This is a genomic window from Limimaricola variabilis (genome assembly GCF_034371605.1).
GTDB classification, from domain to species: domain Bacteria; phylum Pseudomonadota; class Alphaproteobacteria; order Rhodobacterales; family Rhodobacteraceae; genus Limimaricola; species Limimaricola variabilis.
This window is the reverse complement of record NZ_CP139691.1, coordinates 542,091-561,076: the sequence shown is the minus strand read 5'-3', so window position 1 is coordinate 561,076 and position 18,986 is coordinate 542,091. Positions and strand designations below refer to the sequence as shown.

Sequence of the window (18,986 nt, the reverse complement as noted above, 5' to 3'; positions counted from 1 at the left end):
AGGGCGCGACATGAAGCTGGCAACCGACGAACCGCTCTGGGCCTGCGCACCGGGATTCGACGAGGCAGGATTGCTGGCCACGATCCGCCACACCCGGCTGCCGCTCTGCGTCACCGACCCCACCCTGCCCGACAACCCGATCGTCTATGTCAACGCCGCCTTCTGCGAGCTGACCGGCTATCCGCCCGAGGAGACGCTGGGCCGCAATTGCCGGTTCCTGCAGGGCCCGGCGACCACCCCGCAAAGCGTCGAGGAGATCGGCCGCATCCTGGCGGAGCGACGGGTCGGCACGGTCGAGCTGGTCAATTACCGCAAGAATGGCGAGGCCTTCATCAACACGCTGCAGATCGGGCCGCTCGAGGACGAGAATGGCCGGGCCCGGTTCTTCTTCGGTACGCAGATGGACGCCGCCCCGCAGCGCGAGGCCGAGCGGCGCGGCCGCGAGCTGGCGACGCGCGAGCTGGAGCACCGGCTGCGCAACATCGTCAACGTGATGTCGGTCACGATCCGGATGTCGGCCCGCGACGAGAGCGACCCGCAGGCGCTGGCCGTGCAGATCGAGCGGCGGCTCAGGGCGCTCAGCGACACGCATTTCCGCGCCTTCGCCACCCCGCCGGACGAGACGGTGCGGCTGCGCCCGCTGATCGAGCCGCTGCTCGCGGCCTATGCGCCGGTAGGCGCGGCGCAGTTGGAGCTGGTGGGCGCGGATGCGCGGGTGCCGGGGGCCGCTGTCTCGGCGCTGACGCTGGCGCTGCACGAGCTGGCCGCGAACGCGGTCAAGCACGGCGCGCTGAGCCGCGCCACGGGCCGGGTCGAAATCGCGGTCGACGACGCCGAGGGCCTCGCGCTGCGCTGGCGCGAGAGCGGCGGCCCGGAGGTGGTGCCGCCGCAGCGGCGCAACGGCGCCGCGATCATCCGCAGCATGGTCGAGGCGGCGGGAGGGCGGCTCGAATTCGACTGGCGGCCCGAGGGGCTGGCGGCGCTGATCGCCTTTCCGCCCGCGACCGCGGAGCGCCTCCACGCCTGAGGCGACGCCGCCTTTCCGCGACGGCAAGATGCGAAAGGTCATTCCCCTGTAACGCGAAGCCGTTACCCTGCCGGCATGACACGGGGGCGCACGACCCCCGACAGCAGGGAGACGATCATGACACTGATCCTGAACCGCCGCGGCTTTCTCGCCGGAAGCTCGGCCATGCTGGCGCTGCACCCTTTCTCGGTCAGGGCCCAGGGTGGACAGGCGCATCTGCGCATCATGGAGACGACGGACATCCACGTCCACGTCTACCCCTATGATTATTACGCCGACAAGGAGATCGACACGGTCGGCCTCGCCCGCACCGCGCGGCTGATCGAGGACATCCGCGCCGAGGCCACCAACTCGGTTCTGTTCGACAATGGAGATTTCCTGCAGGGCAACCCGATGGGCGACTACATCGCCTATGAGCGCGGCATGCCCGAAGGCGCGATGCACCCGGTGATCGAGGCGATGAACACGCTCGGCTTCGACGCCTCGACGCTCGGCAACCACGAGTTCAACTACGGGCTCGACTTCCTGATGAACTCGGTCGCCGGCGCCGCCTTCCCGATCGTCTCGGCCAACGTCGTGACGACCAAGGGCGAGAGCATCGTCGAGGACGAGACGCTGGTGCCGCCCTACGTGATCCTCGACCGCGAGATCACCACCGGCGACGGCGAGACCCATCCGATCCGGATCGGCGTGATCGGCTTCGTGCCGCCGCAGATCATGAACTGGGACCGCAAGCATCTCGAGGGCAAGGTCGAGCCGCGCGACATCGTCCGCGCCGCCGAGGCCTATGTCCCCAAGATCCGCGAGGAAGGCGCCGACATCGTCATCGCGCTGAGCCATAGCGGCATCGGGGCGGCCGAGCACGAGGAAGGCATGGAGAACGCCGCGATCCCGCTGGCGCGGGTCGAGGGGATCGACGTGATCCTGACCGGGCACAGCCACCTCGTCTTCCCCGGCCCCGATTACGAGGGGCATGAGGGGGTCGACGTCGCCGCCGGTACGATCGGCGGCAAGCCGGGCGTGATGGCGGGCTTCTGGGGCAGCCACATGGGTCTCGTCGACCTGATGATCGAACGCGACGGCGAAGGCTGGCGCGTGGCCGAGGCCGAGGTCGAGGCGCGCCCGATCTACGAGCGCGGCGAGGACCGGTCGATCACGCCGCTGGTGGAGAGCTTCGAGCCGGTGCTGGAATCGGTCGCGCAGGAGCACCAGGAGACGCTCGACTACGTGCGCCGCGCGGTAGGCAAGACCGACGCGCCGCTGCACAGCTACTTCGCGCTGGTGGCCGACGACCCGTCGGTGCAGATCGTCTCCAACGCGCAGCGCTGGTACATCGAGCAGATGCTGGCCGGCACCGAGCATGAGGGTCTGCCGATCCTCTCGGCGGCGGCGCCCTTCAAGGCCGGCGGTCGCGGCGGTCCGGAATACTACACCGACGTGCCGACCGGCGACGTGGCGATCAAGAACGTGGCCGATCTCTACCTCTACCCGAACACGGTGCGGGCGGTGCGGATCACCGGCGCGCAGGTCAAGGACTGGCTGGAGCGCTCGGCGGGCATGTTCAACCAGGTCGAACCGGGACAGGAGGACCAGGTCCTGCTGAACCCCGAATTCCCGTCCTACAATTTCGACGTGATCGACGGGGTGACCTACGAGATCGACCTCTCCGAGCCGTCGAAGTTCGACCGCGAGGGCAACGTGGTGAACCCCGATGCCAGCCGGATCAAGAACCTTCAGTTCGAGGGCCAGCCCATTGATCCCGAACAGGAGTTCATCGTCGCCACCAACAACTACCGCGCCACCGGCGGCGGTAGCTTCCCCGGCGCGGACGGCTCGACCATCGTATTCGAGGCGCCCGACACCAACCGCGACGTGATCGTGCGCTACATCGTCGAACAGGGCACGATCAGCCCCTCGGCCGACGCCAACTGGCACTTCACGCCGCTCGACGGCACCTCGGTGCTGTTCGACACCGGCCCGCGCGCGGCCGAGTATCTCAACGACGTGAAGGACGTGCAGATCGCGCCTGCTGGCGACGGGCCGGACGGCTTCGCCCGCTTCGTGATCCGGCTCTGAGGGCCATGGGCGCGGGGGGGAGACCCCCGCGCCTTCTTCAGGGAGTGTCCGCACACCGTGCGGGTGCCTCCTAGAGGCTTCTACGCGACCTTCGAATAGACGAAGCAATCGCGCGGTTCCTCCGAAACATTCGGATGAACGAGGTAGCGGCGCAGGGTTCCCTCGCGGATCATGCCCGCCTTCTCCAGCACTCGAGCCGATGCCGGATTGTCGACATCGCAATATGCTTCCGTTCTGAATATCTCCGGATGGGACAGCGCATGCGGAATGAGCGCGCGCATGATTTCCGAAGCGCATCCCTTACCCCAAGCAGCGGCCTTCAGGACGTATCCATAATTCACCCGCGAACCGATCAGCCGGGCCTCGAACATGCCAAGCAGGTCCTCGGGTTGTTTACGATGGAACGCGACCATCGGAAAGCTTTCGCCCCGATCCCAGTTGCTGGACAGGATCTTGAGGACGGCAGCAGTTTCCGCCACGGTCTCGCTCGGCTTCCATGTCAGATACTTCGTGACCGCAGGATCGGACGCGTAGGCGTCAAAGATAGCTGGAGCATCTTCCACCCGAAGGCGTCTGAGGCGATAGCGCTCCGTCTCGAATGCCTCGGGCAGGCGATAGGCAGCTGTCATTTTCGGTTCTTGTCTCACATCAGTTGTGAAGGATGCCGAGTTTCGACCTTGTCCGCTTGGTATCGCAACACGGTTTGCAGACACTCCCTTTTTAAGCAGCGAGCAGCGCGCGCGCCTCGTGCGCCCGGAGCGTCGGGCGCGCCGACCGGCCCCAGCCATCGGGCATCGCGCGCAGCTGCGGGCAGACCGTGAAGAGCCGCTCGCGCGAGGGCGCGTCGAGGCCGATGATGCCGCGCAGGCCGGGCTGGAAGCTCTCGGTCGCGGCGCCCTCGGCCATGACAATCTCGTGGGCGTCGAACAGCAGGTGGACATAGTGCACCTCGCCGCCCCGCTCGACCGTCACGTCGTGGCCGTCGACGAGGTAGCGCGCGGCGATCAGCACCTCGTCGGCGCCGAACAACAGCTGCGCGCGGTAGCCTTCGAACAGCATCCTGTGCTGCGGCGACACCAGCAGGTCCCGCTCCAGCCCCGGCAGCACGCCGGGCCGGATCCGGATCGGCGCGCGCGGACCAACTGCGGTGGTGCGGCGGCTGCCGACCCAGCGCAGCGGCCGCGGGCCATTGTCGCGGGTCAGCACGAGGTCGCCCACCGCCAGATCGGCGGCGCGGCGCGGACCGAAGGGCGTGGCGATGCGGGTGTCGGCGGTGAAGCAGATCACCCGCTCCATCTGCGAGAAGCGCATGGTGGAGCCGTTGTCCATCTGCACCGAGCCGGAATAGCCGTCGGGCCCGCTCGTCATGCTGAGCGTCTCCATCCGCGCGGCCATGCCGAGGTCGAGCGTGTCGAAACCCTCGCCGCCATTGGCGGTGGTATCGCCGGTCCCGGTCTCACCCAGATCCTCGAACAGGAACAAATCGTCGCCGGCCCCACCCGAAGCGCCGTCGCCATGCGACATCCGCAGCGTGTCGTTGCCGTCACCGCCGTTCAGACGATCGGCCCCGCGGCCGCCGGTGAGATCGTCATTGCCGGTGCCCCCGGCGAGGTGGTCCTCGCCGCTGCCGCCGATCAGCGTGTCGTCGCCGCCGCCGCCGGAGAGCGAGATGCCCCCGGTGGTCGCGGAGGCGTCCATCCGGTCGGCCTGCCCGCTGCCCTGCACCGCCTCGATCTCCTTGAACTCGGCGCTGTCGGTGCCCGCTTCGAGGCGGCCCGCCTCGTCGCCGGTGAAGGTGACGTCCATGCCCTGCGACAGGTGGCTGCCGTCGATCTTGTCGACATCGTCGCCATTCGTGTCCTCGCCACCCGCGATCCGGTCATGGCCGAACCCGTTGAACAGCACGAAGCGGTCGCTGCCGGTGCCGCCATAAAGCTCGTCGTCGCCACTGCCGCCGGCGATGGTGTCGTTCCCGGCCCCGGCCTCGACGATGTCGTTGCCCGCCCCGGCGAGGATCAGGTCGTCGTCGCCGCTGTGGCGTTCGAGGATGGCGTCGTTCGAATCCACCCGGTCGCCATCGGCATCGGCCCAGCCCGGGGTGATCACGTCGTCCCCCGCGGTGCCGGTGATGGTGCCGTCCGAGGGCGGGATGCCCATCGCCGTCATCGCGCCGGGGGAGCTGACTTGGGCGGCGGTCACGCCGACGAGGCGAAGGCTCTCGCCACCCGGAAAGGTGATGATCGCGTCGCCATTGTCGGCCGAGGTCACGGTCGCGTCCCAGATGTTGACCGGCTGGCCGTTGGCATCGTGCAGGCCCGACACGTCGATCCGGTCGATCGCGGTCCAGCTGCCATTCGGGTTCTCGACCGGTGGCTCGAAGTTCAGCACCACGTCCTGGCCGTCGCCATCCGAGAGCACGACGGTGTCGGCCTCGCCCGGCTGGGCGCCGAGATCGATCCGGTCATTGCCCGCCCCGCCGGCGATCCGGTCGGCGCCCGCGCCGCCCGACAGCGTGTCGTTGCCCGCCCCGCCGGTGATCGTGTCGTTGCCGGCCCCGCCGTCGATGGTGGCGGCGTCGCTGCGGGCCGAGGCATCGATCCGGTCGCCATGGGCGGTGCCGTCGATGCGCTCGATCTCCTCGAAGCGGGCGAGGCTGTCGCCCTGCCGGATGGTGCCGGATTCCTCGCCGGTATAGGTGATCTCGACGCCCGAGCTCAGCCCGCTCAGGTCGATCCTGTCGACATCGGTGCCGTTCGCGACGCCGCCGCCATAGATCCGGTCGGCGCCGAAGCCGTCCTCCAGCACGAAGAGGTCGTCATCCTCGCCGCCATAGAGCGTGTCGGCGCCCGCACCGCCATTGAGGGTGTCCCTGCCATGGCCGCCATAGAGGCTGTCGGCGCCCTCCCCGCCATAGAGCTGGTCGTCGCCGGTGCCGCCCTCGACCACGTCGTTGCCCGCGCCGCCATAGAGCGTGTCGTTGCCGGCTTCGCCGTTCAGGGTGTCGTTGCCGTCGCCGCCATAGATCTGGTCGGCGCCGTTGCCGCCGCTGATCTTGTCGTCGCCCGCGCCGCCATAGAGGGCGTTGTCGCCCGGCGTGCCGGCGATGGTGTCGTTGCCCGGCCCGCCATGGACCGTCCCGACCTCGCGGTCGTTCGCTTCGAAGCCGTCATTGCCCGAGAACTGGTCGTAGGAGACGTCGCCGGCGGTGGCGTCCTCGCGGCCGACGACCATGAGCTTGGTGCCCGGCGGCGGCGGCGGATCCTGGAAGACGTAGAAGTCTTCGCCGGTGCCCTCCACCTCCATCTCGTACATGGTGTAGCGGTTTCCGTCGGGGTCTTCGAGCGTGTAGACCTCGTCGAGATAGATCGTGCCGTCGACGACATTCGTGGCGCCCTTGCGGATGCTGACGCTCTGGGTGCGGTCGTCGCTCTGGCCCTCGGTGATCGTGTCGCCCGACATCCGGGCGTCGTCATCCTCGACGCGGAAGCTGTGGGTGGTCGCGCCGGGCACATCGATCGCGTCACCGACAGCGATGTGGTCCCTGGTCGTCAGGTCGGATTCGGTGAAGCCCGAAAAGAGATAGACAGCCATGACGCGCCCCCGCCGTTGATGGTCAGGTTCACATCACCACCCGATTGGGGGCTGAATGGGGCAAAGTCGGGCCGGTCTTCGGTCCTTTGTTTCGAGCGTCGCGGGGTTTTGCGGCCCGGGCACGGCCCAGACCGCCGGGCCCGGTGGGGTCCGGCGGTGCGGAAGTGGCGCGCCCCCGCCTCAGGCGCTCAGCGCCGTCGGCACCTTCGAGCCGGGCTGCGGCACCGCGCCGATGCCGTCGAGCAGCGCCTGCACCGCTTCGAGCCGGACCGCCGGGCTGTAATAGAAGCCCTGCACCTCGTCGCAGCCCTCCGAGCGCAGCCGGCTGAGCTGCTCAATGGTCTCGACCCCCTCGGCGGTGGTGGTCATGCCGAGGCTCGCCCCCAGACCGGTGATCGCCCGCACGATCGACAGCGCGTCGCCGCCTTTCTCGACGTCGCGGATGAAGGAGCGGTCGATCTTGATCTTGTCGAAGGGGAAGGAGCGCAGATAGCCCAGCGAGCTGTAGCCGGTGCCGAAATCGTCCATCGAGACGCGCACGCCCATGGCCCGCAGCTGCTTGAGGATCGTCAGCACCAGATCGGTCTGCCGCAGCAGGATCGACTCGGTGATCTCCAGCTCGAGCCGGTGCGGCGCGAGACCGGTGCGCTCCAGCGCCCGCGCGACCTGGTCGACGAGGCTGTGGGCGCGGAACTGCGCCGGCGAGAGGTTGACCGCGATGCGGACATGCTCGGGCCAGCCGGAGGCGGCCTCGCAGGCGCGCTCCAGCACCCAGTGGCCGATCTCGCCGATCAGGCCAATCTCCTCGGCCAGCGGGATGAACTCGGCCGGGGAGACCGCGCCGCGCTCGGGATGGGTCCAGCGCAGCAGCGCCTCGAAGCAGCTGACCCGGCTGGTGCCGATATTGACGATCGGCTGGTAGAACACCTCCAGCTCGTCATTCTTGAGCGCAAGCCGCAGGTCGCGCTCGAGCAGGCGTCGCCGCTGCATCGAGCTGTCCATCTCCTGCTCGAAGAAGCGGAAGCCGTTGCGCCCATCGGCCTTGGCCCGGTAGAGCGCCATGTCGGCCGCCTTGACCAGCGTCTCGGCGTCGCCGCCATCGCCGGGATAGAGCGCGATGCCGATGCTGGTGCCGACCACGACCAGGTGACCGTCGATCTCGAAGGGCCGGGAGATCTCCTCGATGATCCGCTCGGCGAGCTTGCGCGCCTCCTCGCCCGAGGAGATGTCGCTCTCGACGATCGCGAACTCGTCGCCGCCGAAGCGGGCCACGACGCCGGTGGGGCGCAGGCAGCCCTGCAGCCGCGCGCCCACCTGGCGCAGCAGCGCGTCGCCGATCGGGTGGCCGTGCAGGTCGTTGACCGACTTGAAATGATCGAGGTCGAGATAGAACACCGCGTGCTCGCGGCCGCGCGCCGAGCTGGCGATCGTCTCTTCGATCCGGCGCGAGAACAGCAGGCGGTTGGGCAGATCGGTGAGCGCGTCGTGATGCGCCATGTGCTCGATCCGGGCCTCGTCATACTTGCGCTGGGTCACGTCCTCGAAGGTGGCGACCCAGCCGCCCGTGGGCATCGGCACGCAGGAGATCGACACCGAGCGGCCGTCGCCGGTGGTGGCGAGATGGCTGCGCGTCACCCGGTTGCCGTCGCGCCGCGCCAGAACCGAGACGAAATCGAGGTCCTCGCCATCGGGGTCGTGGCCGGCGCCGCGGATCACGTCGAGCAGCTCGCCGATCGCCATGCCGGGCTGGAGCGCCTCGGCGGACAGGCCGTAGATCTCTTCGAAGCGGTGGTTGTGCACCACCAGCTTGCCGTCTGGGCCGAACATGCACAGGCCGAGCGACATGTTGTTGAGCGCGGCATCGAGCTGGATGGCGCGCTGGGCGATCTCGGCCTCGGATTGCTCGATCAGCCGCTGGCGGGCCTCCGCGAGCTGCGAGATCAGCCGCCGGAAGCTGCGCGCCAGCACGCCGATCTCGTCCTTGCGGGTGAGGATGGCGGGCGCGATCAGCCCGTCGACCTCGGGCACGCGGTCGTCGTCGCGGCTGTGCTGCGACAGCCGGTTCATCGCCGCGCTCATGGCGGTGATCGGGTTGGTCAGGCTGCGGGCGCCGAACCGGCCGAGGACCAGCATGACCAGCGCGATCAGGGCGGTGGTCAGGGCGAGGTTGCGCTTGAGCTGGTCGATGCTGCCGAACACCGCCTGCTCGGTGACGCCGGCGACCATCCGCAGGTCGAGGTGATCGAAGGCGCTGCCGCGGGGCATGTCCGCCGCGGTCACGAGATCGCCGCCACGGGCCACCGGCTGGGCCGCCCCTGCCTTGACCGCGGCGTCCATCAGGCGCCCGACGATGGCGTCGGCGGCCGGGTCCGGCGTGCGGTAGATCAGCCGCCCCTCGCCGTCGCACAAGAGCAGCGCCCGCTCGGCGCCCTGCGCCTCGTCGACGATCTGGATCCGGGCGAGCTGCGCCTGCAGCTGGGACATGTCGATCACGCCGGACAGCACGCCGATCACGGTCAGCGGGTCGTACTCGGCCCGGATCGGCACGCTGAACAGGAAGGAATCGTCGGCAAGCTCGGGATGGGCGTCGAACTGGCCCACCATCGGCAGGCCCTCGAGGCTGCGCCCCAGCTGATCGAAGGTGAAGCTGTCGCCGGGCGCGGTGTCGGCGCCCTCGGCCGCGATCACCGTGCCGGTGTCGTCGGTCACCACGAAGGCTCCGAACTCGCGGTAGCGGGTCCGCACCATCCGCAGCGAGCGCGCGATCTCGCCGATGCCGTCGGCAATCAGCACGTCCTGCATCGCGGCCGTCTCGGAGAGAGTGGTCAGGTCGTACATCGCGCGGTCGAGCAGCCGCTCGAAATCGTGCATGTCGGCCTGCAGCGCGCGGGTGACCTTGTCCGCCATCTCGGTCTGCAGGGCGCGCTCGCCGAACTGGGTGGCGACCACCGTGCCGATGCCGAGCGACGCCACCGCGCAGGCGAACAGGGTCGCCGAGACCTTGAGACGCAGCCCCGCCCGCGCCCAACCGAGATCGGGGATGCGCCTCGCCATGATCAGCTGTCCTGCCAGCCGATGAGCGTCCAGGGACCGATGACGCGGAAGGCGGCGTCGCGCGCCACGTCACCGGCCTCGATGCGGCCCTGACCGCTGGTCGCGTCCTGGCCGATCGCCGCGCGGAACCCCGCGAGGTCGAGCCCGGCAAACTCGAACCGCTCGAAATAGTCGTCGCGCGCCTCGAGATCGCCGACCCGCGCGGTCGGGATCTCCTGACGGCTGTCATAGATCACGTGGCCGGTATCGGCGACGATCATCAACTCGCCCGGGCCATTCGCGGCCAGCCGCTGCAGCACGTCGCCATAGGCGGTGAAGGCGTGCTCATAATGCAGGATCGAACGCTTGTCGTCGCCGACCATCACCGGGGTGACATAGGCCACCACCCATTTGTCGGCATCCGGCGACAGGTAGATCGGCGAGGTATAGACCTGCCGATGCGCGGTGGCGAAACCGGGCGCGAAGAACGAGGCATCGGCCTCGTCGGTGGCGAGGTCATGCGCGATCTGGTCGCCGACGATACGCGAGATCTCGGCACCGTTGGGGTCGATCAGGCACATTTCCTCGACGTGGAACCGGTCCTGCGTGGCGAGCGACACCTGGTCGATGCGCGCCTTGTGGAGATGACGGTCGCCATTCTCATGGGTTTCGAAATAGGCGGTGAAGGCCTCGTCCTGGGCGACCGTCACCAGCGCCCGCTGCGCGTTGGCGTGCAGCCGCCCGATCGCGGCGGCACCGCGTTCGGCCAGCGCGTCCATCGCCGCCGGATCGGCCTTGGCACCGCCCGCCATGGCCAAAGCCAGCGCAAGCGAGACGCCGGCATTTTTCATGCCGCCCGTGAATTTCAGGTTGCGCATATCTCGTTCCCTCGTATCCCGTCATGTCGCCCCACCGCCGCAGCGGATCGAGCCGTTCCCCTGTTAACTTTTCCTCATGAAGTCGGGCATTTCTGTGGCGTGGCCGGCGCGGTACCGTTTCGCACGCTGATCCAATGACATTTCTGCCACGGGAAAGGCGACGACCGGCGGACAGCCCGTCCAGGCGCGCTGCGGCATGTCGGTGACACCCGGCGCCAATTCGCACAGGGCGCAGCCGACCCGGAAACGCGAGGCGCAGTCAGGATCGCGTGCTCCCGCCGGTTGCGGCGGCGCGGGTTCTGGGCTTCGGCCCTGAGGCCGACACCGACCCATTGCTCCATTGCCAGATCGTCGGCCGAAGCGCCGGGCAAGTGCCGAAGGCGGGGTGCCGGCGCCCTGCCCGGCGCCTAGGCCCAGCCCACGGCCCCGATCACCATGCCCGCCGCCGCGCAGGCGGCCAGCACCGTGACCGGGCCGAGGCGGAGGCGAAACACGGCAATGGCGGCCAGCACCACCAGGGCCAGCGCCGCGAGGTCGACCGAAGCGGGCACCGGCAGTTCCATGTCGACGCCCATGCCCGCGACGGGTCTGACCTCCTCGAAGATGACGTGCATCCCGAACCAGATCGCGAGGTTCAGGATCACCCCCACCACGGCGGCGGTGATCGCGGTCAGGGCGGCGCCCAGCACCTTGTTGCCGCGCATCCGCTCGATGAAGGGGGCGCCGAGGAAGATCCACAGGTAGCAGGGCATGAAGGTCACCCATGTGGTCAGCAGCCCGCCCAGCGTGCCCGCCAGCAGCGGCGGCAGGGCCCCGGCGTCGCGATAGGCCCCCATGAAGCCCACGAACTGCGTCACCATGATCAGCGGCCCGGGCGTGGTCTCGGCCATGCCCAGCCCGTCGAGCATCTCGCCGGGCGCGAGCCAGCCGAAGTTCTGCACCGCCTCCTGCGCGACATAGGCCAGCACCGCATAGGCGCCGCCGAAGGTCACCACCGCCATGACGCTGAAGAACCCGGCGATCTGCGTGAAGACATCGGCCGGCCCCGCCAGGAGGAAGAGAAATGCGACCGGCGTCAACCAGAGCAGGAGCAGAACCGAGGAGACGCGCAGCGCCCAGGCGCGGTTGACGCGGGTATGCTCCGGCGTCTCCTTGCCCAGCAGCGTCTCGGCGTCGTCGACCTGCACGGCGCCCACCTTGCCGTGCCCGCCGCCATCCTGAAAGGCCGGCAGCCCCGCACGCGCGCCGAGAAAGCCGATCAGCCCGGCGGCAAGGACGATCAGCGGAAACGGCACGGCGAAGACGAAGATCGCCACGAAGGAAGCCGCGGCGACCGCCAGCATCGCCCTGTTCTTCAGCGCACGGGACCCGATCCGGACCACCGCCTGCACGACGATGGCCAGAACCGCCGCCTTGAGCCCGAAGAACAGCGCCTCCACCGGCCCGACATTGCCGTAGAGCGCGTAGATCCAGCTCAGCGCCATGATCGCCGCGACGCCGGGCAGCACGAAGAGCAGCCCCGCGATCAGCCCACCGATGGTGCGGTGCATCAGCCAGCCGATATAGACGGCGAGCTGCATCGCCTCGGGCCCCGGCAGCAGCATGCAGTAGTTGAGCGCGTGCAGGAAGCGCCGCTCGCCCAGCCAGTTCTGCTCCTCGACGAGGATGCGGTGCATCAGCGCGATCTGACCGGCCGGCCCGCCGAAGCTCAGCAGGCCGATCCGAGCCCAGATGCGCGTCGCCTCGGCGAGGCTGGGATAAGGGCGATCCTGTCTCATTGCGGGCCGTGCGGTCCGGGCTTGTTGGTGGGCCAGTTGTGGGTCTCGTCGGTGGCGTCCCGCGCCCAGCGGTAGAAGGCGTCGTAGATGAGCATCCCGGCGTCGAGCTGCTCCAGATCGTCGGCATGCATGCGCGACAGGCCGAGCGAGGCGGCCAGAAGACCCGCCGCCTCTGGCGCGAGGTCGAGCCGCGCGGTGTCGGCGCCGCGCACGATCACGGCGAGCCGCTTGAGCGCGGGCAGCGACAGGCCGAATTCCGACAGCATGACGTCGAAGGTGCAGTGCGCGTCCCGATGGCTCCAGAACACGTTCTCCACGTCGAAGGGCGCCGCGCCGTATCGCTCGGCCACGCCCTCGACCTCGGCCGGGGCGACGAACAGGAACACCGCGCGGGGGTCGACGAAGCGGCGGATCAGCCAGGGACAGGCGATGCGGTCGATCTTGGGCCGGGCACGCGTGACCCAGACGGTCCGGCCCTGCCCGTCGCGCGGCGGCAGATGCCTCGTGTCGACCAGCGGCAGGCCGGCCTCGCGCCACGCCTCGAACCCGCCTTCGAGATATTCCGACGGACAGCCTTCGGCGCGCAGCCACGCGGCCGCCCCCTGGCTGCGCTTGTGGCCGGCCTGACAGACGGCGATCGAGGGCCTGCCGGCCAGCTCGGCGGCGAGCTCCGTCGGGGCGCGGTCGCCGACCGCGAGGGCGCCGGGAAGCAGGCGCGGATCGGCGGCACGGTCCTCGTCGGAGCGGACATCCAGCAGCAGCGGCGTCTTCGGCGTGCCGATCAGGCGGGCGAGCTTTTCCGGTGATATCGCATTTGGCGCAGGCATCTGCGTTCCTCCGTTACACGGGTGGCATGGAACGCGATCTTCGGCTGGCGCCTCGTGGGGCGGTCGCGGGCCCCATGTCGTCATGGTGCGCGCCGGATCGTGGAGCTGTCAAGAAGGCAGCGATGCCGCGAGCGATCCGCATGCGATGGCCGAACCGGCCCCGCGCCGTCACGCCTGCGCTGCCAGCCGATCCTTGAGGGCGGCGACACGGGTGGCGAGATCGCGCAGCTCGTCCAGATCCAGCCCGGTCGCCGCGACGATGCAGCCCGGCACATGGGCGGCACGCGCCTCCATCTCCCTGCCCGCCTCGGTCAGCGAGACGATCACCTGCCGCTCGTCGCGGGCGCTGCGGGTTCGGCGCAGCAGCCCCGCCGCCTCCATGCGCTTGAGCAGCGGCGTCAGCGTGTTGGTCTCGAGCATCAGCCGCCGGCCGATCGCGCCCACCGGCTGGTCGTCCTCGGCCCAGAGCGACAGCAGCACCACGTATTGCGGATAGGTCAGGTCCAGCGCGTCGAGCAGCGGCTGGTAGACCCGGGTCATCGCCCGCGAGGCGGCATAGAGGCTGAGGCAGAGCAGTGCGTTGTCGGACATGGCAGGCCTCCTTTGGGCGGTAAATATATCGCGCACGATCTTGTCGCAATCTCTTGCAGGGCTGCGCGGCGCCGGCTAGATACATCGCACACGATACAATCGCACCCGACTCATCAGGAGCATGTCATGTCGATCGAAGCGAAATACAGCGTTGCCGCCCTCGCCAGCGGCGGTGGCCGCGAGGGGCTGGTGAAGACCGAGGACGGGATGCTGGAATTCCGGCTCGCCCCGCCCAAGGCGCTTGGCGGCTCCGGCGACGGCAACAACCCCGAGCAGCTCTTCGCCGCCGGCTATGCCGCCTGCTATCTCGGTGCGATCCGCTTCGCGACCGCGCAGGACAAGAGCCTCGCCCGCGTGCCCGCCGACGCCACCGTCCGCGCCACGGTCGGCATCGGCCCGCGCGCCGACAAGGGCTTCGGCCTCGTGGTGACGCTCGAGGTGAGCCTGCCCGGCGTCGAGCGCGCCGAGGCCGAGAAGGTCGCCGAGGCGGGCCACGGCATCTGCCCCTACTCGCACGCCACCAACGGCAACATCGAGGTCACGACCGTCGTACTCTGACGCCGACGATCCGGAAACACCGACGGCCGCCCGAGGGCGGCCGTTCGCTTGCGGGTGAATGGCCCCACATTTCCCGGACGCCTCAGTTCCTGCTGCCGCCCGAAGCCGGCGGGCGACAGCCTCCCGTTCGGCGCGCGCTTTTGCTGGGGGTTGTAGAGCATCTCGACGCAGCCGAACACGTTCCGTCAGGCTACTTCGCGTGTCAGGTAGCTGCGCCGCTTGATCCGCGAAACGGCTGGTTTCCTTTGCGGGGCTCGAGATAGCCGTGACGGGCTCGGATCGCCCCGTTGCCCTCAAGCTGGCTCCCCATCCGGTCACGCCGGGAGGGGCCGGATTGCCCGGCACCATGATCGGGTGGCGGCGTCTTCATGCGCCGCCCGACCCACCGGGTCGTCAGATCTTCACCGTCACCGTCTTGAGGTGCGAGTAGTGATGGATCGCCTCGATCCCCTTCTCGCGCCCATAGCCCGAGTTCTTGTGGCCGCCGAAGGGGGTCTGCACCGACATGGTGTTCCAGACGTTGACGAAGATCTGCCCCGCCTCGATCCGGTCGGCGACCCTGAGCGCGCGGCTGACATCACGGCTCCACAGCGTGCCGATCAGGCCGTAGTCGGAATCGTTGGCGATCCGCACCGCCTCGTCCTCGTCCTCGAAGGCGATCGCCACCCCGACCGGGCCGAAGATCTCCTCGCGGGCGATGCGCATGGAGTTGGTCACGTCGGCATAGATCGTGGGCTTCACGTAGAAGCCGCCCTCCTGCCCCGCGACCTCGGCGATGCCGCCCCCCGCGAGCAGCCGCGCGCCATCCTCTTCGGCGGTGGTGAAATAGCCCTTTACCCGCTCGAACTGCGCCGGGGTGATCAGCGGGCCGAGATTTTCGCCCGGCACGATCTTGGCGATCTCGGCGGCGAGCTTGTCCATGAACCGGTCATAGATCGAGCGCTGCACCAGAAGCCGCGTGCCGGCCGAGCAGACCTGACCCGCGTTGAGGGTGAAGCCCTTGACCGCCTCGGCCGCCGCGAGGTCGAGATCGGCGTCCTCGAAGACGATGTTCGCCGACTTGCCGCCCAGCTCCAGCGTCAGCGGGATGATCCGTTCGGCGGCGATCCGACCGATCGCGCGCCCGACCCCGACCGAGCCGGTGAAGGCCACCTTGCGCACCGCTTCGGCCCGCACGATCGCCTCGCCCACCGCCTCGCCGGTGCCGAGCACGATGTTGATGACGCCCGCCGGAAAGCCGACCTCGCTGGCCATGCGCGCCATCTCGATCGTGGTGCGGGAGGTGATCTCGGAGGGCTTGGCGACGATGGTGTTGCCGGCCACCAGCGCCGGGGCGATCGCCCGTGCGGCCTGGTTGAGCGGCAGGTTCCACGGGGTGATCACGCCGATCACGCCATAGGGCTCGCGCCGGGTGAAGACGTGCTGGTCGGGCGCCACGTCGAGCACGTCGCCCACGGGCAGGTAGACCAGCGAGCCATAGAATTCGAAATACTGGGCCGAGCCCTCGATCTCGCCCAGCGCGCCGGCCATCGGCTTGCCGGTATCGGCGCGCTCCATCTGGGCGAGGCGCTCCTTTTCGGCGCGCATCTTCTGCGCCAGCGCCAGCATCAGCCGCCCGCGCTCGGCCGCGGGGAAGCGGCGCCAGCCGTCGCGCGCGGCCTCGGCGGCGGCGACCGCGCGGGCCACGTCGCCCGCATCCCCCGCCGCGACCCGCAGATGGGCCGCGCCGGTCATCGGGCTCACCGTCTCGATGTAGTCGCCCGTGGCGGGCTGCGCCGACGCGCCCTCGATCCAGTGGTCGAGCCGCTCGAGTTCGGTGGCGCTCGCATTCGCGCGGGTGGCCTGGTCGGACATGGTTGCCTCCTGACGTCGGGATGGCGCGCTGGGGCGCCCGGTAACTGCGGATCGCCCCCCGGGCGTGCCGGGGGGCGGGTTCGGATCGTCGGCCTACTTGACCTTCAGCGTGATGCCGCCATCCACCACCAGCTCGATCCCGGTGATGAACTTGGCCTCGTCGGAGGCGAGGAAGACCGAGGCCCAGGCCACGTCCCAGGCGTCGCCCATATGGCCGAGCGGCACCAGCGCGTCGCGCTGCTTCACCATCGCCTCGGTCGAGCCGTAGACCTCGGTGACGTTGCCCTTGTGGATCAGCGGCGTGTTCATCAGGCCCGGCAGGATCGTGTTGCAGCGGATGCCCTTGGGCCCGTAGTTCAGCGCGATGTCGCGCGAGAAGGCGTTCACCGCCCCCTTCGAGGCCGAATAGCTGATGCAGCTGTAGCCGAGGCTGTGGGTCGAGGCGATCGACGAGATGTTGACGATCGAACCGCCGCCCTGCCGGGTCATGATCGGCAGGATGTGGCGGCAGGTCAGGTAGATCGACTTGACGTTGATCGCCATCAGCCGGTCCCACTGCTCTTCCGAGAGCTGTTCGGGATTGCCGGGGTCGATGATGCCGACATTGTTGTGCAGCACGTCGATCCGCCCGAAGGCCTCCATCGCCTGCGCCACCGCCGCCTCGACCTGATCGGCCTTGGACACGTCGCAGACGGCGGTCTCGACCGTGCCGCCTTCCTCGCGGATGATGCCGGCGGTTTCCGCGACCGCCGCCTCGTTCAGGTCGAGCGCGAACACCTTCGCGCCCTCGCGGGCGAAGGCCACCGCCGCCGCCTTGCCGTTGCCCCAGCCCGGCCCGATCGAACCTGCGCCGGTGACGAACACCACCTTGTCCTTCAGACGTTCACCCATCGCGCGGCCTCCACTCAACGCACTCGGTCGAGCGGCAGAAAGCCCCAAATCCCCCCCGGATGCAAAGATCGCTGCCATCTGGCGGGCATAGCTTGCGGCTATAGCCAGCGCGTCGAGCGCCCGATCTCCGGCGACTGTCGCCCTCAGTACTGGACATGGGTCCAGGAGAACGACCGACCGACAAGCCTCTCACCATCGATTTTTGCCTATGGTCCGGGGTGCGGTCGCTGGGCGCCATCCCGTTGCAGCGACAGGCCATCGGACGCCCCCGCGTCGAAGACCCGGTTCGCATGCCGCCTGATCCCGGTCACCCGACCCATTCCGCTCTCCTATACCCGCCCTCATCAAACGCTCTTACCGGCCGGCCCCGAGGCCCTGCTATTGTCCCCTCTCAGGGAGCGGCCCCGGGAGGAGCGGCGGTCGCGGAGGAGACCCGAGACATGCCCGACATCATCCTGCACCATTACGACCTGTCGCCGTTTTGCGAAAAGATCCGCCTCGCTTTGGGCCTCAAGGGGCTGACCTGGCGCTCGGTCAAGGTCGAGGCGGTGCCGCCACGGCCCCTGCTGGACGCGCTTACCGGCGGCTACCGGCGCCTGCCGGTGCTGCAGATCGGCGCCGACATCTACTGCGACAGCGAGATGGTCTACCGCGCGCTCGAGCGGATCGCGCCGGAACCGACGCTCTACCCGCGCGGCGAAGGCATCGCCAAGGCGCTGTCGCTGTGGTGGGACCGCGCCACCTGGAAGCCCGCGATCGGCGTGCTGGTCCATCACATCGGCGAGCATCTGCCAGAGGCCTTTCTCGTGGACCGCAAGATGAACTATCTCGGCTACGACATTTCGAAACCCGCCATGGCGCCGATGCTGCCCGCCTATGTCCAGCAGCTGACCGCCTTCGCGCAGTGGCTCGACTCGATGCTCGCGGAGCATGGCGACTATCTGACCGGCCCCGCCGTCAGCGCCGCCGATCTGACCTGCCACCACACACTCTGGCTGCTGCGGGCCAATTGCGGCGCCGACACGATCGACGCCCAGCTCGGCCTCTCGGGCCGCGTCACCGCATGGCTGGACCGGGTCGCGGCGATCGGCCATGGCACCTGCGTCGAGATCGCGCCCGAGGCGGCGATCGAGGCGGCCCGCGCCGCCGAACCTGCAGAGCCGGGCATCGGCTGCGACGACCCGTCGGGACTGGCGCAGGGCAGCCGGGTCACCGTGACGCCCGACGACAACGCCCGCGTGCCGGTGGAGGGCCTGCTCGTGGCCGCCGATGCGCAGGAGGTGGTGATCGCGCGCGAGGACCCGATGGTGGGCCGCGTGCATGTTCACTTCCCCCGCGCCGGCTTCGAGGTGCTGCCGGCGGCCGAAGCCGTCCGCAGCGTCGCCTGACATCCCATGCTCCAAGGATCGCACATCATGACCGACCAGACCGACATCGAGGCCAACCGCCAGCGCGCGAAGGACTACTTCAAGGCCTTCGCCACCAAGGATCGCGACTGGCTCGAGCAGAACGTCGCCGCGAGCTATGTCCGCCGCGACACCACCCTTCCCTTTCCGGTCGAAGGGCCGGACGGGGTTCTGCAGCTGGGCGATCTGCTGCTCGGCGCCTTCTCGGAGATCGAGCTCGACATCCAGGACACCGTGGCCGAGGGCGACAAGGTGCTGGTGCGGCTGCAGTTCCGGGGAGTCCACTCCGGCCCGTTCGGCCCGCATGAGGCCACCGGCAAGCGGTTCGACGTCGCCGTGCTCGACCTGTTCCGGATGCAGGACGGCAAGATCGCCGAGCAATGGCCCGCGATCGACAATCTCGGCCTGCAGCAACAGCTCGGCCTGCTGCCGGGCTAACAGCCGGCCGGCGCGCAGACGCCGGCCCTGACCCTATG

The 18,986-nt window shown here is 69.1% G+C and carries 14 protein-coding genes; 5 read left to right on the top strand and 9 right to left on the bottom strand.

What is annotated here, in order from left to right; all coding sequences use genetic code 11:
* The first annotated feature begins 10 nt into the window (after window positions 1-10).
* Window positions 11-1,027 (top strand): PAS domain-containing protein, encoded by a 1,017-nt coding sequence (locus T8T21_RS02725; protein WP_322336713.1) that lies wholly within the window; start codon window positions 11-13, stop codon window positions 1,025-1,027.
* A 117-nt stretch (window positions 1,028-1,144) separates the two neighbouring features.
* Window positions 1,145-3,103 carry a bifunctional 2',3'-cyclic-nucleotide 2'-phosphodiesterase/3'-nucleotidase gene (locus tag T8T21_RS02720; protein ID WP_322336712.1) on the top strand — a complete coding sequence of 653 codons (1,959 nt, stop codon included), beginning with the start codon at window positions 1,145-1,147 and terminating at the stop codon, window positions 3,101-3,103.
* An 80-nt stretch (window positions 3,104-3,183) separates the two neighbouring features.
* Here T8T21_RS02720 and T8T21_RS02715 read toward each other — a convergent pair whose 3' ends face one another.
* The 7 genes from T8T21_RS02715 to T8T21_RS02685 form a co-directional block, all read right to left on the bottom strand.
* Complete coding sequence (locus T8T21_RS02715) at window positions 3,184-3,732, bottom strand: GNAT family N-acetyltransferase (RefSeq protein WP_322336711.1); 549 nt, start codon at window positions 3,730-3,732, stop codon at window positions 3,184-3,186.
* A gap of 91 nt (window positions 3,733-3,823) precedes the next feature.
* The gene (locus T8T21_RS02710; protein ID WP_322336710.1) at window positions 3,824-6,694 is read right to left on the bottom strand and encodes a Hint domain-containing protein; all 2,871 of its coding nucleotides are present in this window, start codon (window positions 6,692-6,694) and stop codon (window positions 3,824-3,826) included.
* Window positions 6,695-6,874: 180 nt separating this feature from the next.
* Complete coding sequence (locus tag T8T21_RS02705) at window positions 6,875-9,748, bottom strand: bifunctional diguanylate cyclase/phosphodiesterase (RefSeq protein ID WP_322336709.1); 2,874 nt, start codon at window positions 9,746-9,748, stop codon at window positions 6,875-6,877.
* Window positions 9,749-9,750: 2 nt separating this feature from the next.
* Window positions 9,751-10,605 (bottom strand): cache domain-containing protein, encoded by an 855-nt coding sequence (locus T8T21_RS02700; RefSeq protein WP_183468799.1) that lies wholly within the window; start codon window positions 10,603-10,605, stop codon window positions 9,751-9,753.
* A 407-nt stretch (window positions 10,606-11,012) separates the two neighbouring features.
* On the bottom strand, window positions 11,013-12,383 hold the full coding sequence (gene chrA, locus T8T21_RS02695; protein ID WP_322336708.1) for a chromate efflux transporter: 1,371 nt from the start codon (window positions 12,381-12,383) through the stop codon (window positions 11,013-11,015).
* Window positions 12,380-13,210, bottom strand: coding sequence for a sulfurtransferase/chromate resistance protein (locus T8T21_RS02690; protein WP_322336707.1), 831 nt, complete (start codon window positions 13,208-13,210; stop codon window positions 12,380-12,382). Before T8T21_RS02690 ends, chrA begins: the two co-directional genes overlap by 4 nt.
* A gap of 168 nt (window positions 13,211-13,378) precedes the next feature.
* A complete protein-coding gene (locus T8T21_RS02685; RefSeq protein WP_322336706.1) occupies window positions 13,379-13,801 on the bottom strand; it encodes a MarR family winged helix-turn-helix transcriptional regulator in 423 nt (140 codons plus the stop codon).
* Between the two features lie 126 nt (window positions 13,802-13,927).
* Between T8T21_RS02685 and T8T21_RS02680 the strand changes: the two genes are divergently transcribed.
* Entirely contained in the window at window positions 13,928-14,359 is a 432-nt protein-coding gene (locus T8T21_RS02680; protein ID WP_322336705.1) for an organic hydroperoxide resistance protein, read from the top strand.
* 393 nt (window positions 14,360-14,752) lie between these two features.
* Here T8T21_RS02680 and T8T21_RS02675 read toward each other — a convergent pair whose 3' ends face one another.
* A complete protein-coding gene (locus tag T8T21_RS02675; protein ID WP_322336704.1) occupies window positions 14,753-16,213 on the bottom strand; it encodes an aldehyde dehydrogenase family protein in 1,461 nt (486 codons plus the stop codon).
* 93 nt (window positions 16,214-16,306) lie between these two features.
* Window positions 16,307-17,104, bottom strand: a complete 798-nt coding sequence (locus tag T8T21_RS02670; RefSeq protein WP_183468787.1) for an SDR family NAD(P)-dependent oxidoreductase — start codon at window positions 17,102-17,104, stop codon at window positions 16,307-16,309.
* Window positions 17,105-17,544: 440 nt separating this feature from the next.
* Here T8T21_RS02670 and T8T21_RS02665 point away from each other — a divergent pair, with 440 nt between their 5' ends.
* Window positions 17,545-18,492, top strand: coding sequence for a glutathione S-transferase family protein (locus tag T8T21_RS02665; protein ID WP_322336703.1), 948 nt, complete (start codon window positions 17,545-17,547; stop codon window positions 18,490-18,492).
* Window positions 18,493-18,519: 27 nt separating this feature from the next.
* The gene (locus tag T8T21_RS02660; RefSeq protein WP_322336702.1) at window positions 18,520-18,948 is read left to right on the top strand and encodes an ester cyclase; all 429 of its coding nucleotides are present in this window, start codon (window positions 18,520-18,522) and stop codon (window positions 18,946-18,948) included.
* The last annotated feature ends 38 nt before the right edge of the window (window positions 18,949-18,986 follow it).